General features: G+C 54.1%; 6 protein-coding genes and 2 pseudogenes. 1 reads left to right on the forward strand and 7 read right to left on the reverse strand.

Going from position 1 to position 16,416, the window contains the following annotated elements:
* Positions 1–15 precede the first annotated feature (15 nt).
* From EDI29_RS14785 to EDI29_RS14805, 5 genes are all read right to left on the reverse strand, one after another.
* A complete protein-coding gene (locus EDI29_RS14785) occupies positions 16–8,292 on the reverse strand; it encodes a putative Ig domain-containing protein (protein WP_137741497.1) in 8,277 nt (2,758 codons plus the stop codon).
* A gap of 201 nt (positions 8,293–8,493) precedes the next feature.
* Complete coding sequence (locus EDI29_RS14790) at positions 8,494–9,234, reverse strand: phage tail protein (RefSeq protein ID WP_137741498.1); 741 nt, start codon at positions 9,232–9,234, stop codon at positions 8,494–8,496.
* A 494-nt stretch (positions 9,235–9,728) separates the two neighbouring features.
* Positions 9,729–11,837, reverse strand: coding sequence for a site-2 protease family protein (locus tag EDI29_RS14795; protein WP_137741499.1), 2,109 nt, complete (start codon positions 11,835–11,837; stop codon positions 9,729–9,731).
* Positions 11,834–13,159: an efflux RND transporter periplasmic adaptor subunit gene (locus EDI29_RS14800; protein WP_137741500.1), complete on the reverse strand. Its 1,326-nt coding sequence runs from the start codon at positions 13,157–13,159 to the stop codon at positions 11,834–11,836. The genes EDI29_RS14795 and EDI29_RS14800 overlap by 4 nt, the downstream gene beginning before the upstream one ends.
* On the reverse strand, positions 13,156–13,959 hold the full coding sequence (locus tag EDI29_RS14805) for an efflux RND transporter periplasmic adaptor subunit (RefSeq protein WP_137741501.1): 804 nt from the start codon (positions 13,957–13,959) through the stop codon (positions 13,156–13,158). Before EDI29_RS14805 ends, EDI29_RS14800 begins: the two co-directional genes overlap by 4 nt.
* Positions 13,960–14,703: 744 nt before the next feature.
* Here EDI29_RS14805 and EDI29_RS14810 point away from each other — a divergent pair.
* Positions 14,704–15,414: pseudogene (locus EDI29_RS14810) on the forward strand (IS630 family transposase); the annotation flags it as partial.
* Here the strand turns inward: EDI29_RS14810 and EDI29_RS23000 are convergent.
* Both EDI29_RS23000 and EDI29_RS22780 read right to left on the reverse strand, forming a co-directional pair.
* A pseudogene (locus EDI29_RS23000) lies at positions 15,413–15,632 on the reverse strand (nucleotidyl transferase AbiEii/AbiGii toxin family protein); the annotation flags it as partial. The pseudogenes EDI29_RS14810 and EDI29_RS23000 sit on opposite strands and share 2 nt — an antisense overlap.
* A gap of 321 nt (positions 15,633–15,953) precedes the next feature.
* The coding region (locus EDI29_RS22780) for a hypothetical protein (protein WP_167494518.1) at positions 15,954–16,416 on the reverse strand (463 nt) is incomplete at its 5' end.

Raw genomic sequence — 16,416 nt, forward strand, 5'->3', positions numbered from 1 at the left:
CACTGTTGTGCAGGGTTATCCTTGTTGCTGACTACTTTCCTGCAATGCTTGCTCAATAGCGGCCAGACGTTGCAGTTCCGAGTCACCTATCTGCTGTAGTTGCCGATGCAGCGAGGGCGTAAATGCCACGGAACGCCCAGTGCCGTCATCGGCGCTATTCATCGTGTTACTTGCTCTATCGAGCGGAATGTCCTTCCAACTGCCGCCGGAGAAGACCTCCATTGGCGTCAGTGAAGGTAGATAGATCCCCGAGAATGCGCTAGCCAGCGATGAGGTGCCGCCTAAAGCGGGATCTTTGCTGAAGCTGGGGAAGGAACCTAGTGTACTGTCGAAGTTAATGCCAATGCTGCTGGCGACTCCACGTCCGAAAGTGCCCGCCACCTGACTAGTTGGGAGGGTGCCTCCCTCGGTGTTCTGGCGTCCGGTAGCAAAAATGGCAGACATCACTGACTTCGGTGCACCGTCGTTACCCACGGTGAAACCGCCGAGCGACGGATTGGCTATCAGACCATCCAATGCCGGCAGTGCTATCGCGGCATCCTGCGTAAACAACTGGCGCGTATCGCTGGCTGACGGCGTCCGGCCAATACCGTCGTTGGCTTTGAACTGAGGATCGCTGCTTACAATACTGCTCGTGACCGTCAGGCCAAAGCTGGTACTGATGGACGTATTGCTGCCGTCGGTGGCCGTGACCCGGATTACCAACGTACCGACATCCGCATTGCCCGGCGTACCGGAGAAGGTGCCGATAGTCGGATCGAAACGCAGCCAGCTTGGCAGCGGTGAGCCGTTAGCAAGGGTGGCGCTGAGCGTCAGCGTGTCACCATCGGGATCGCTAAAGGTGCCGTCAGGTACGGTAAAGTTGAAGCCACCATCCTGCGCCACGCTTTGCGGCGGGATTGGCGTGGCGACCACAGGGGCATCGTTGACGTTAGTGACCGTCAGGCCAAAGCTGGTACTGATGGACGTATTGCTGCCGTCGGTGGCCGTGACCCGGATTACCAACGTACCGACATCCGCATTGCCCGGCGTACCGGAGAAGGTGCCGATAGTCGGATCGAAACGCAGCCAGCTTGGCAGCGGTGAGCCGTTAGCAAGGGTGGCGCTGAGCGTCAGCGTGTCACCATCGGGATCGCTAAAGGTGCCGTCAGGTACGGTAAAGTTGAAGCCACCATCCTGCGCCACGCTTTGCGGCGGGATTGGCGTGGCGACCACAGGGGCATCGTTGACGTTAGTGACCGTCAGGCCAAAGCTGGTACTGATGGACGTATTGCTGCCGTCGGTGGCCGTGACCCGGATTACCAACGTACCGACATCCGCATTGCCCGGCGTACCGGAGAAGGTGCCGATAGTCGGATCGAAACGCAGCCAGCTTGGCAGCGGTGAGCCGTTAGCAAGGGTGGCGCTGAGCGTCAGCGTGTCACCGACATCGGGATCGGTAAACAGTCCGGTAGGGAGCGTGAAGTTCAGGCCACCGCCCTGTGCAATGGTCTGTGGTGGAACGGAACCGGAGACCACCGGCGCATCGTTGACGTTGGTAACGGTCAGGCCAAAAGTGGTACTGACCGAGGCGTTGCTGCCGTCGGTGGCGGTGACGCGGATAAACAGGTTGCCAACATCCGCATTGCCCGGCGTACCGGAGAAGGTGCCGATAGTCGGATCGAAATGCAACCAGCTTGGCAGCGGTGAGCCGTTAGCAAGGGTGGCGCTGAGCGTCAGCGTGTCACCGACATCGGGATCGGTAAACAGTCCGGTAGGGAGCGTGAAGTTCAGGCCACCGCCCTGTGCAATGGTCTGCGGTGGAACGGAACCTGAGACCACCGGCGCATCGTTGACGTTGGTGACGGTCAGGCTAAAAGTGGTGCTGACTGAGGCGTTGCTGCCGTCGGTGGCGGTGACGCGGATAGACAGGTTGCCCACATCCGCATTGCCTGGCGTACCGGAGAAGGTGCCAGTGGCTGCATTGAACGTGATCCAACTGGGCAGCGGCGAACCGTCGGCCAGCGTGGCGCTCAGGGTCAGCGTATCGCCATCCGGATCGGTAAAGGTGCCAGCTGGGATGGTGACATTCAGACTGTCCCCTTGTGCAATGCTCTGCGCGGCAATCGTGCCGGACACTACTGGGGCATCGTTCACATTGGTGACGGTCAGGCCAAAAGTGGTGCTGACCGAGGCATTGCTGCCGTCGGTGGCGGTGATCTTGATGGTCAGGCTACCCACATCCCCATTGCCCGGTGTGCCGGAGAAGGTACCGGTAGCTGCATTGAACGTGATCCAACTCGGCAGCGCCGTGCCGTCGGCCAGCGTGGCGCTCAGGGTCAGCGTATCGCCATCCGGATCGGTAAAGGTGCCAGCTGGGATGGTGACATTCAGACTGTCCCCTTGTGCAATGCTCTGCGCGGCAATCGTGCCGGACACTACTGGGGCATCGTTCACATTGGTGACGGTCAGGCCAAAAGTGGTGCTGACCGAGGCATTGCTGCCGTCGGTGGCGGTGATCTTGATGGTCAGGCTACCCACATCCCCATTGCCCGGTGTGCCGGAGAAGGTACCGGTAGCTGCATTGAACGTGATCCAACTCGGCAGCGCCGTGCCGTCGGCCAGCGTGGCGCTCAGGGTCAGCGTATCGCCATCCGGATCGGTAAAGGTGCCAGCTGGGATGGTGACATTCAGACTGCCCCCTTGTGCAATGCTCTGCGCGGCAATCGTGCCGGAGACCACCGGGGCTTCATTACCGGTAGTGACCGTCAAACTAAAGGTGGTGCTGACCGAGGCGCTGCTGCCGTCGGTGGCGGTGACCTTGATGGTCAGGTTGCCAATATCACCACTGGCCGGTGTGCCGGAGAAGGTGCCAGTGGCTGGGTTAAACGACAGCCAGGCGGGCAGCGCAGTGCCGTCCGCCAGCGTAGCGCTGAGCGTCAGGGTATCGCCATCCGGATCGGTAAAGGTGCCGGCGGGTACGGTGAAACTCAGGCTGCCATCCTGCGCGACACTTTGCGCGGGGATCGGTGTGGCGACGACAGGCGCATCGTTGACGTTGGTGACGGTCAGGCCAAAGGTGGTGCTGACCGAGGCGCTGCTGCCGTCGGTGGCGGTGACCTTGATGGTCAGGCTGCCGACATCCGCATTGCCCGGCGTACCGGAGAAGGTGCCGGTGGCTGCGTTAAAGGTCAACCAACTTGGCAGCGGCGAACCGTTGGCAAGGGTGGCGCTCAGGGTCAGCGTATCGCCCACATCGGGGTCGGTAAAGGTGCCGGCGGGCACGGTGAAACTCAGGCTGCCATCCTGCGCGACACTTTGCGCGGGGATCGGTGTGGCGACGACAGGCGCATCGTTGACGTTGGTGACGGTCAGGCCAAAGGTGGTGCTGACCGAGGCGCTGCTGCCGTCGGTGGCGGTGACCTTGATGGTCAGGCTGCCGACATCCGCATTGCCCGGCGTACCGGAGAAGGTGCCGGTGGCTGCGTTAAAGGTCAACCAACTTGGCAGCGGCGAACCGTTGGCAAGGGTGGCGCTCAGGGTCAGCGTATCGCCCACATCGGGATCGGTAAAGGTGCCTGCGGGCACGGTGAAACTCAGGCTGCCATCCTGCGCGACACTTTGCGCGGGGATCGGCGTGGCGACGACAGGCGCATCGTTGACGTTGGTGACGGTCAGGCCAAAGGTCGTGCTGACCGAGGCGCTGCTGCCGTCGGTGGCGGTGACCTTGATGGTCAGGCTGCCGACATCTGCATTGCCCGGCGTACCGGAGAAAGTGCCAGTGGCAGGGTTAAACGACAGCCAGGCTGGCAGCGGCGAACCGTTGGCAAGGGTGGCGCTCAGGGTCAGCGTATCACCCACATCGGGGTCGGTAAAGGTGCCAGCGGGCACGGTGAAACTCAGGCTGCCATCCTGCGCGACACTTTGCGCGGGGATCGGGGTGGCCACCACCGGTGGATTACCCGCCACCAGCGTTAGCGTTGAGGTGGCGCTGCTACTGGCATCATCATTGGCCGTTACCGATACGGTCCGATTTCCTGCGGTTGGCGTAGCGGCTACGTTGGCATACACAATGGCACGTAGCGCGATCTGGAAGGCTTCCTGCGTCGCACCGCCTGTCAGCGTCAGCGTCTGGCTACCATTACCGGTTACGTTGATGCCGGCAGCATGGGCAGCGAGCAATGCCTGCCGTGAAAGGGATAAGGACTCACTGCTACCGTCTGTCGTTCCTGCCAAATTGAGCGTCAGCGTCCAGAGGCGGGAATCCCCGTCGGTTTGACTCAGGGTTGCTAAGGCATCCGTCACAGAAATACCCGTAGCGGCGGAGGCGGCGGGTACCGTTGTGGAGTAATTATTGCCTGTGGTGCTGCCATTCAAATCGACCTGCGGGGCGGTACCCGCAGCAAACTGCGATTCATAAGCGCCAATATCAACGGCGCCTTGCCGTACTCGATCCAAGCCGCGCACATCTGTCTCACCCGTAACATAGAAACGGTTGCCTTGATTAATCGCATTGCTGGCCGTGGCGGCCAGTCGCGGATCGGATGACGACACCTGATTCACGCTGCCACTCAGGATGTTGTTGCCGCCGTACAAGGTGTAGCTGCCGCCGGCGGGTTGTCCCGTTGGGGTGTAGGCTACAATATCCTGGCTGGTGCCGGTAATGATGGAATTGCGCACGCTGGCGACCCAACTGAGGGCATTGTTGATGAATTCGAAGACGATGCCGTTGTTCTGACCGGTAATGGTGGTGTTGATCAGGCTGATGTGGGTAGCGGTGGGGTTACCCTGGTTCCCGGTTAACCACAACCCGCTGACACCGAAGGTGCTGCCAGCCGGGTTAATACCGGTATTGTTTGTGATGGCGGAATTGGTGATCGACAAGAACACTGTTTGCTGGGTTCTGGACACAAACAGTCTGATCACCCCTTCATTCAAATTGCCAACCATCAGGTTGTCGCGAATATTCACCCGGTCGAAATCAAAGTTGTAGCTGCCGGGCGCAATGTTGTACAGGTCGAAGACGCCATTGCCGAACGTGGTGTCACGGTTGCCGGAAATATCGACGTTGTACAGCCGGAAGTTGACATCGCTAGCACCGTAACCCAACCCAAACACGCCGCCGGTGTCGGTGTTGTAATCGGTGGTGAAATTGGTGAGCGTCAGGTTTTGGATGGCCAGGGTGATTGACCCGGTAACGATTTGGAAACCGGAATAGCCGCCACCGTTCAGCGTGAAACTCTGACCGTCAATCAGCACACTGTCGGTCGGCGACAGAAGGGAATCGGCCAGCGTCACGTCGGTTTGGAACACAATACGGTCAATACCCGCTGTGTTATTCGCCCAATACAGGGCTTCACGCAGGCTGAGCCCGCCGCCGTCATTGGCATCCTCTTGCACCGAACTGCCGAAAGTTGCATTGTCGCCAGTATCATCCCCGGCGGTCACATACAATGCGCTGTTGCTGGCAAGCACGTTCACCGTTGAGGTTAGGTTGAGTGCTGTGCTGTTGTTACTGCTGCCATTGTCGCTGACGGCGCTTAGGGTGACTGCACGCGTAGCTGCGGTGGCGGTGGCGCTGGTATTGCCATAGCGCAAGCCATCTACCAGCCCGGCTACCTCACTGTTACTGGCGCTCATGCCGCTCAATTGTAGCGTGACGGTGTTACCGGAGCGTGTCACGCTATAGTTACCGATACCGGTCAGGGTGCCAGAGCTGGCCGCCGCCAGACTGATGCTGTTGCCACCAACACTGATAAACTCGCCGCTGTCGCTGATATTGGTTAGGGTGAGCGTGAGTGAACTGAAGGTCTGGCCGCTGTCGTTGGTATTGGCGAGCACGCCACTGAACAGATCAATCGAGCCGGCCATGCCGCCGATAAATACCGGGTTGCTGCCGGTGGCGCTGAGTGTCGGCGCTGTGCCCGCGCTGGTCGTGGCGGCATCAACTTTGACCACACTGACCGTATTATTACCCGCACTGTCCCTAGCCACCACATACACATCATACGCAGTGCTGGCGGCAAGGCCGGTCAAGGTAAAGCTAAAGTTGAATGGCGAAGAACCCAGCACCTGGCTGCCGGAGGCGGTGGCGCTGCTGCCTGTGGCGGTTTGCCCGGCGATCACTTGCGTCGCGGTTGGAGCACTGGCACCGTCAGCCACCACCACATAATACACATTGCCAGTTTCAGTGAGGCTGCCACTCAGGTTAAAACCGCCCACGGTGGCGTTGGAGACGCTGGGTGACTGGTCAAACGTGGGGGCGATATCATCCACCACCACCAATGACACCACTTTGTCATAGGTAGCGGCACCATCAGATACCTGTAGGCGCACCGAGTAGGTACCTGCCGCCATGCCAGTGGCGTTGACTGCTTTTAGGGTGTTGCCGCTAATGGTGAACAGCGCGTTATCGGTACTGCCACTGCCACTCACCAGACTGTAGGTAAACACCGAGGAATCCACATCGGTCGCTGTCAGGGTGGCGACAGTGCCGTTGCTGCCGAGCGATTGCGCAAAGGTGGTGGCAGAGAGTGTAATATCGGTTGGTGCATCGTTAACCGGCACCACGGTGATGGCGCTGCTGATATTCGGCGCAATGGTATTGTTGCTGGCACCGGAATCGGTCAGTTGCGTCAGCGTCACCGTGCGTGTGGCATTGCCGGGGTTGTCGCTGCTGTTGCCATACGTCATGCCGGACAACAGGCTGCCCATGTCGCTGTTACTCAGCGTTGCCCCCGTGATGCTGACCGTAGCAATCCCGCCGCTCAGGCTAACGCTGGCGGAGCCATAGCCACTGCCGAGCGAGACACTGTTACCATTGCTCAGTGCCACATTGATGCCGTGAAGGGTCAGATATTCCGTATTGCCTGCCACGTTGTTGACTGTAAAAACTGCACCGGCGAAGGTTTGCCCTGTGTCATTGGTGCTGACGCTGACACCAGTAAACAGGCCGACAGCCGCACCGTTTTCGGTATAGGTAGGATTTGTCGCTGAGCCGACTATGCTGGGAACGTTATCGGTGGAAGCAGCGAGAGGTGCGGTGACGATATTATCCCATGTAACAGTACCGTTACCGGTTGCTGCTGTTGTTAATCTCACCTCGTCAATATTTTGAAATGCATTGGAGAGCGTCACCGTCTGGAATGCTGTCGTGAGGGTGATGGTTTGCGTTGCACCTGCCACCGCGCTACCGTCTTTATAGCCAGTGATGGTGAACGGTAATGTGTAAGTAAGCGCTCTAAGATCAATGCTCGATAGTTTGAACTCGCTGCCATCCGTCGATTTAAGCGCAAAATAGTTAAGATTTCCCCCAGGAGTAACAATCGTATTCAGGACCTGATTACCGCTGAGTGAAACAGTTTGAATGGTTACATTGCCAGTACTGTCAGCAACGTAGGTAAAACCGTTGTTGGGATCGTCATAAGTTTGGAGACCCGGCTTGACGTTGACAAATGACGTTGTGCCTGAGAACTGTGAGAAATCGTTAGTACCATGCGTTGGGGAAGTCAGCAAGCTATTGTATTCTTGCGCGATGGCTCCCAGTGCCGCATCGGTTGTCTCTATCTTGCCGACCGTTGTTTCCAACTGCCAGTTTCCACCTTTGGCAGCTGCGCCCGTCAAATCATCTGAAGCGGCGATGTCTGCCTGAGTCAGTTGTGCGAGTAAAGAGACGAAACTTTTTCCTGTATCCTGAGCGATATCGCAGCCATAGAGCAGCAGATCGCCGTCCTGTGTTAGTGCCGTACCAAATTTAGCCAGGTCGGCCGAACGAGCTTCCGCCGTAGCGCTATCAAGCGTCAGATTACCAAGGCGAACCTGTCCTTCATTGCCATGGCTCAATATATGGATCGCGTCGTAACCCTTGTGGGTTTCAGCCCATGTTGCCAGCTGGCTCAGGCCATCTTTGCTGCTATCTAATAAAAACACGTCAACGCCAGCGGGGACATTACCGATCAGGGTTTGGTAATCCGTCAGCGCCGTATCAATAAACACGGCTTCTTTACGTGTTGTTTCGCCTGCAACAGCCTGTACAACGACGTCAGTCGTGATGTCATGAGTGGCACTATTCTGATCGGATGATGTGCTGTTCTCCGATGCGGCCTCAGCAGAATGGTTTGCAGTCTGTGCAGGATGAGAAGAGGCTGTGGCGTCACTCGAATTACCGGTTTCGGCCTGAGTAGCCGTTGCGGCTATTGCGCCGTCAAATAAGACGCGGGATTCAAGCACACAACCAAGAGGAGTGGAATAATCCTGCTCAATGTGGTCATTTGGATTGTCACTTTTCTTACTGAATAATTGGCGCCACAGCATAAGACATACTCCAGAGTGGTGTTAGTACGTATAATTTTTCTACAGCTAATATCGGGAAGTCATCGCTAAATACGGACTATCGGTACGCTTGCCATCGTGCGTACAAACAGACCACTCCTATGCCCATCATTAGATTACGCTTTTATTTTCACAATCTTACAAATGTTGCGCTCCCCTGAAAATCAGGGAAGCGCGTGGTTATTAGTTTGGATTTACAGGAAAAATGCCTATAGCCGCTATGCACGCCGTTAGCCCTACACTGGGGTTACGAACACTGAAAGGTGTGCCGCCAATATTAGGGGAAATGGTTATACCTGTTAGGTTAGTCACACTAAACGGGGCGGAAAATGGCTTCAACGTCGTGGTGGGCGCGGCATTACTATAAATTTTTGCTGGCGAGTCAGCCCCGCCAACAGCACTTAAATCAAACGAAGGAGACGTTGTTGCCAATGATGTCGTGTTGTCTGGTACGTTAGTCGTTGCCGCACCGTTTACCACAGGAATAGCGATAGAAGCCGTGCCGCTAGCGCTTCCGGAAGAGGCAATGGTAGCCGGATGTATGTGTGGGGCAACATTACTTGTCGTCAATGAGACATTCTCCGCCCCAAATACTTGTGCACGAGTGACATTGGCTAACCCTGGCCCTTGTCCAGTCCCTACTGGTACGCGCCCACGCATGTCGGGGAGCGCAAAGTTACCTTGCTGTAGAGAGCCTCCCCAAATATTTCCGATCAGGGCATAAAGCGCCTGATATTGATTGATCGTCACCGTTTGTCCATTTGCAGGAAGATATCCCTCTGGGCAATAACTGGTGACCATATAACAAATAGAGCCAATGTAAGGCTCAGTACTGCATGCAGATGCGGTAGTTGATTGCGATAGGCCTACAGCTAAAACAGTCGCGATCGCAGATTTGGCAAACAGACGCTGAACGCATTTCATAAACATCTCTCCTTGGAATGGGGGATAGTTTCACACTGGGTGAAATATATTTGATGATTTTGATGCTTGGTCTTGTGCTGCCTAACTTCACTTGCTAAGTAACATGTAATTTTATGTAAACAATAAAAACAAAATTACATATAAAAAGTGAAACTAGCAATAGGCTTTTACGTAGGCCGATAAGAAAAAGATTTATTTTTTTAACTTGTTGATTTTATTTGTAATTAATTTACTTTGATTTGGTTTTTCAAAGGAAGGATGTGCTGAAATTGCTGTGATATGTGCATGTTGTCAGCGTAATAAAAAAACCAGAGAGAAATTTATTTGTTAATAAAATGTAGTGTATGTTCGACGCGCTAGGTACGTTAAAACGTTAAGTAATCTTATTAACTGATGAAATCAGAAAAGGTGTAACGCTTTTCTACAGAATCTGGAGCATCTCCTGCTCCAGATATTAGCTAAGACAGATGTATATGTTGAGGATAACCAACCCGCTAAAAACCACTTTCCCTGATACCCAATGCCGCTACCCGACGCCACACCGTACCAAGAATAGATTCCTTTTCTCCTTCCAGAATGACGCTGCCCCGTAGAGGCTGTTGCAGCGGCAGGAATTGCTCTTCCTGTACCATGAAATGAACGCGGTACTGCGCCTGCACCGGTTGAGGATTGTGGTCGCGGTCACGTCGTACGGCAATCGGACCGTGGCGATCGGACGCGAGCATGTCTTGTTGCAGGTAAGCGCTGCCCGTGGGGGCGATGTCATGAAGCGTGACGTCAAGACGTGGGAAAGCGGGATCGTCGGCAAGGAAGATGCCCTGCATGCCCTCTTGAGTACGCATGAGTGATTCTTCGGGTATATAGCCAATCACCCGTCCCTGTGTGGGCTCCACCACGCGTAGTAATGGTGTATCCGCCGTTAGCCAGCGTCCTGCCGTCATGTCGCGTGCCAGATCGCGTACCACACCTGTTTGCGGTGCCCGAATCGTTAAGCGTTGACGTTGTGCTGCTAACCCACGATAGCGTGCCAGCGCCTCAGCTAACTGCCAATCCATGACCTGAATTTCACTCGCCGTTTCCTGCCGTGCCGCTCCACGCTGTCGTTGCTGTTGTAATTGGGCGATACGCTGACGCTCAATATCGAGACGATAATCCAGATCGACCGACGTCAGCTCTAGCAGGATGTCTCCGGCATCTACCCGCTGACCATCTTTAACGTGTAGTCGGTTAACCTGTGCGGGTACTGGACTGTAGAGGGTACTGACCTTATCGGCTTCCAATACGGCAGGAATGTGGATGCTGCCACCCCATGGATAGAGCAAGATAAACAAGAGGGTCAAGCACAGCAGGGCGCTGCGCAAAAAAGCGATGGGGTGTATTGATTTGCGCATTGACCACCAGGCGTAGGCTTCTTTGGCTATCGGTAGCGCGATAAACCAGACGATTTCAACCAGCATTAAACCAATGCCGATCACCTTGATAAAAAAGTGGTAAACCACCAGTGCGATGCCAAAGAACAGGAAAAAGCGCCATATCCAGGAGGCATAGCCCCACACCAGCAGTTTGCGTTGCAAGGATGGGGAAAGGTTTTCCGGCGCTGGATGACCATGGCCGAACAGACTTTCTCGCAACCGCCAGCGACAGAGCGCATAGGCACGTTCTTGCAGATTTTCTACGCGCCAGAAATCGCTAAGTAAAAAGTAGCCATCGAAGCGCATCAAAGGATTAAGGTTTACGATCAATGTGGTCAGCCACGTTGCGCTGGAAAGCATAAAGGCGGCCGTTCGTGCCGGGCCATCTGGCAGTAATGTCCAGGCCAATAGCGCAATAACCGCCAACATCAGTTCGGCCAGAATGCCGCCCGCGCCGATCAGCAAACGTGCCTGACGATCCTTCAGTTTCCAGGCGTCAGTCGTGTCAGTGTAGAACAAGGGAAATAACACGATAAAGGCAACGCCCATGCTTTGCACACGGCAGCCCGCCCGTTTGGCCATGAAGGCATGGCCTAGCTCATGGATAAATTTGGCGAATACCAGAGAGACGCCGAACACGGCCATACCGGAAAGGCTAAAGAGGTGTGGAAACGAATGGGTGTAACGTACCCAGTCTCGACTGACTAAAAATAAGCCCAGCAGCAGGATTAATGGAAAGATCCAGACCAGAAAGAGCGCGCCGTAGCGCTGTAGCCATGGCCAACAGCGGTTGAGTACCGGATCGGGTCGCCACAGAGGAATACGGAAAAACAGATACTGATGCAGCACGCTTTTCCACAAGCTGGTGCGCATCGCCTGAGCCTTGCCCAAATAGCGCCGACGTTGTTCTGGATCGCTTGCCGCGACTAAATCGTGCTGGCGTAGGAACTGGAGCAGTTGCTCCAACTCTTTCACTCGCAGCGGCAGGCCGGGCTCATTGTTGGCGGCGGCCAGTATTTGCTGCGGCTGACGCAATGGCCAATGACGCAGCAGGCGGATAGCTGAGGGAGTCAGGGTAAAATAACGCCCGGTTATAGGATCGGACAGCATCCACTGCGGGGCTCCGTTGATGCCAGGAGCCGATTCTACCAATTGAAGATCGGCGCGCAGGGGAGGCAGGTGCGAATTCATAGCCCAATCGCCTGACGGATCACTGCCAGCGGTCGACGGAACAAATAAACGGCAAGGGGAACATAGTCGCCGGAAATTTTTGCCGTACCGCGCAGGCCGATACGTGGCGGTGTGTCAGTGAAGCGTGCATCCAGACGGTAGGCAAGATTACCGGCTGGTGTCTGTTCCGACTCATAGGCGATACGTTCTAACAATGCGGCGTGCGGCGTCAGTGGATCGCTGTCCAGAAACAGGGTAATGGGTGCCTCCTGCTGCAACTGGATGGCGTCGCCTACGTCCAGTTCGATACGTAACGCGGTGAGAGCGGGGTCTGCCAGCTCCATTAAACGTTCGCCGGTGCGTACCGGTTTCCCCATCCAGCGCGTTGCGTCGGCAAATACCGCAATGCCATCCCGCTCGGCGCGGATTTCTGCGCGACTCAGCAAGGCATTGGCGTAATCGCGTTCCGCGCGTTTTTGTGCCACCTGAGCGGCGAGAAAGTCGAGCCTGGCTTTGGAGTCCGCATCCTGAAATGCGCGTTGAGAACTCGCGCGGTGCTCCGCTTCGGCGACATTCAATGCACGTTCGGCTACATCTGCCTGGGCTTTCAGCGTTGTGCTGTCAAAACGAACCAACACGTCTCCTTGACGCACACTCTGGTTTGGTAACACGGTAAAGGATTGGATCACGCCATCCAGCGGGGCGGCGACGACACGGCCTTGATGAGGAATAACCTCGGCGGGTGCCAACACGGATTGGCGCACCGGAATGAACAGGCAAGCGAGCAGTAGCAGCGCAGGTACGACGATTTTCCACCGAGCCCGACGACGCCAACGGGGAGCTTGCGGTTCAAGAGCCAGCCAGGCGTGGCTAAAAGCCCCGCTGAGTTGCTCCGCTAGTATCTGATCGGTACTCTGCCATAGTTGCTCTCTTGCATACCAAATACCACCGAAGGGGTTCCCCTGACGATCGTTGAGGGGGGACCACAATGCCTCGGGGGCAGACAGCGCCTGCCAATCTTTACGGCTTTGTTCATCAAGCTGTGAGGCTTGAATCACTCTGCATTGAGCCAATCCTTTCTCATCGACGGATGAGAGCTGTGTGCAGGCGCGTTCCACAAAGGCGACAAAGGGGGCATGGGGCGCAGGCTGTGTCACCCCAGTGACTGCACGCACTTTGCCGTTAATCACGAGGGCGGCATGGCGAAACCCAAACAGTTTCTGAGCATCGTTGACAATGCAATAGGCAAGCTCTTCGATGCGGTGAGCCGAACGAGCCTGCCTCTCAATATCCAGAAAATGGGCAAAGATGCGTTCGGAAGAGGGCTGCGGCTGTGTATTCACAGTTTCTCCGAGAAGTGTGCTGTGCCGCTCATACCGGCCATCAGGCTGCTGTCTTTACTTTCGATCACGCCAGTCAGGCTTAGCGTTTGACTGCTTTCATCAATGCGTGCGCCAAGCCGTGTGACCTTGGCTTGTAACGGTTTTCCGGTTTCATCAGGGGTGAAGGTAAAGGTTAATCCAGGTTTTAGTACCGACAAAAGCCGTGATGGCACCAGCAGGTTAATCTCCAGATGGCGATTATTGACGATATCCAGAACTGGCGCGCCAACCCCGACGCTTTCGTACGTTTGGGCTCGGCGTTTCACCACTTGTCCATCGAACGGAGCCAGAAGACGACAGCGATTGACCTGGATTTGATAGACCTGGCTTTCTGCCTGAGCTTGTGCAAAATGCGCTGCGGATAACGATACCGCATGTTTTCCCACTGATTTCATCTGTGCCAATTGCTGATTTTGGCTCAGTTCCGCTTCTGCGGCTCGCGTAGCTGCTGAGGCCGCAGCCAACTGAGCCTGATAAATTGAACAGTCAAACCGCACTAATAGATCGCCTTTCTTGAAGGACTCCCCTTCTCTAAACGGTATTTCGATAATGCGCCCAGCCAGATCGCTGGACAGCGTGGCTTGATCGACGGCGATCAGAATCCCACGCGCCTGATTGTCGGCGTGGGCAGGGGATTGATTATCATGAGAAGGCATATCCAAGAGTGGGTCGCTAGTTTGGGCATGAGCGTTAAACGTCAATAGGCAAAATGCCAGCGACGTAAAAGCGCGACGAAGTGCTGAGTTATTGAAACTATCCACACTGACCTGCCTTAATTTCGTTGAAATGCGTGCCAAGCCCGAAAGAGTCATGACCCTCTGAATTTTCACTCATTAGCGGGAGCTAATTGGGGAGGATATCATGGTACAAAATGGCCCAAGCTGACAAGATCAACAGAGAACCGTCGAACAATGCCTTTTTGTGTCGCTGAACATGACATCGATTGCGAAGAGAGACGTGCTTGGGGAGCGTGTTACATCGCTATCAGTGAAACTGAAATCGGATTGTCATAAGTCCATGATAATCTAAATATACCCTCGCTTTTCCATTCTAATCATTTACCTGTGGATAATAGTAGGTTCAACGGTGAATATTCATATCAACAGGTTTTTCTTTCTACCTCTCCATGATGGAGTCGATATGTACTGAATTAAAAAACCAAAAACAACCATATTTTTAGTTTTTTAACATGAATAAAAATGTGTACTGTAATTAACGTTCTGTTTTTAGAGTTTTCTTCTCGTTTAAATTGATGCTATTTCAATAAGGTAGGCGAAATAAAAAAATAAACGAAGAATTTCCAGCCCTATTGCCGTGATTTTTTCAATGAATAGAATTGCTCCGTTGGTATATTTAAATAAATATAACGTTGCGTGGTCTTTGGATTGTTGCACTTGGTTTACTAAATAGCTTAGCCAAATAGTAGGTCACTTGAAGGGAACTTAGTCCGAGTTGTGTGATCTGATCAATCGCCAAACATCACAAATCACCAACCGGACTGAGCGATGCCGATCATCGCAGCAATCTCTGGTGAAGAACGACGACTAATGCGTAAACAAGCCCAACAAATACGTGATAAAAACCATTCCAGACGACTCATCGCCATACTGATGCTGCATCAGGGAATGACCGAAACCGACGTCGCCAGACTGCTCAGCGCTGCGTACTCATCCGTTGGAAGATAGATAAATTTTTTACTTTACAGGGTGTTGAAGGTCTGGATAGCCTAAAGTCCGGACGAACACCACGCTGGCCGGTAACGGATATCCTGCCTATTTTGCCGCTTCTGGTTCAGCGTTCTCCTCTGGATTTTGGCTGGCTGAGCTCCCGCTGGAGCACTGAGTTGTTGGCACTTATTGTTAATCGGTTTTTTAATGTAGCGCTTCATCCCGCCATGTTGCACCGCTACCTGAGGCGAGGGGGTATTGTCTGGCGCAGAGCTGCGCCAGACAATGAAAATCAAAGACCCGCATTATGAGGAAAAGCGACTCGCCATCGAACAGGCCGTCTCCAGGCAGCAGACGACTCATCCGGTATTTTATCAGGATGAAGTGGATATCGATCTGAACCCGAAAATCGGCGCAGACTGGATGTTCAAAGGGCAACAGAAACGTATAATTACGCCGGGACATAACCAAAAGTATTATCTGGCAGGGGCGTTGCATTCGGGGTCAGGGCGAGTCCATTACGTCGGCGGCAGTAAAAAGTGTTCTGATCCAGAACCTTCCCAAGCTTGCTTACCGCCGCACTAAATTTGGCCGGATTTTTAGTATGCAGGTCCGATAAATTACGTTGTTTCCAGCGAATAGCAGGAAGATGCTGAATATCAGGATCGCGACCAGTCAAGGGATGGCTTATAACTGAGTAAAAACTGTCGATCCTGAGCGGTAAAATGAGATTTCAATGCCTGCGATAGTATAGTCGTCACTGAAAAGTGATTCTGGATAGGTCTTCTGACTGCATACTGGCATTTTGTGCATATTATCCCTTATGACGATTATCCGGGCATGAATTTTATTTTTTCGCTGAGTGATGTTTCAAAAATACTTAGTTAAAGTTTTTCATAGAAGCTGGCTAACGGTGTGCTGCAATCACGACTGAGATTAATTCGATATTACATGCTTCATGTGTTCCACGGACATCAATCTGTCTTTGGCGTGAATAGCAGCAGCCCCTGCAATGAAGGGGGCCGTAGGGGGATAGACCAGCCTCAGATGTCGAATCTAGGCTGGCCAGTGCTTTTGGCTAAGCTAGATCATTCTGACTTCAGTGACTGAATCAGTTTGTCGAAATGCTGTGCCAGGTTCTTGGTCCGAGCCAGTTCGATCTTGCGCCCTATCAGGAAGTTGTTTTGACGCGTATGCAGTTCGGCGATGCCTTTGAGGTCTCCATCTTTTTTCTTGAGTTGCTCAATCTTGCGAATTACTTCCAGAGTTCTTGCTTCTAACTTGTCGGCGGTCTCAAGATACTGGTCGAGATCGATGCTACCATTGGAGAACTTGTCGTCATTCTGTATGGATGCCTTGTTCAGGGCGTTGAGCGTTCGTTCGTACTGAGCTACCAAAGTACGCTCTGCCTGCTCATGGAACTCGTCTACTGAATAGGACACGAAGTAGACGTAACGATAAGTACAGAGAATTTTGTTATTGAAGAACGAGCGCTGCTGACTGACGTTGGTGGCGACCGAAGCAAAAATGCGCAATCCTTGGCCGATCGGT

This window comes from Pectobacterium polonicum (genome assembly GCF_005497185.1).
GTDB classification, from domain to species: domain Bacteria; phylum Pseudomonadota; class Gammaproteobacteria; order Enterobacterales; family Enterobacteriaceae; genus Pectobacterium; species Pectobacterium polonicum.

Bases quoted from the DNA above. Each gene is read 5' to 3' on its own strand.
- EDI29_RS14790 (WP_137741498.1), bottom strand. From the start codon at position 9,234: ATGAAATGCGTTCAGCGTCTGTTTGCCAAATCTGCGATCGCGACTGTT.
- EDI29_RS14795 (WP_137741499.1), bottom strand. From the start codon at position 11,837: ATGAATTCGCACCTGCCTCCCCTGCGCGCCGATCTTCAATTGGTAGAA.
- EDI29_RS14785 (WP_137741497.1), bottom strand. From the start codon at position 8,292: ATGCTGTGGCGCCAATTATTCAGTAAGAAAAGTGACAATCCAAATGAC.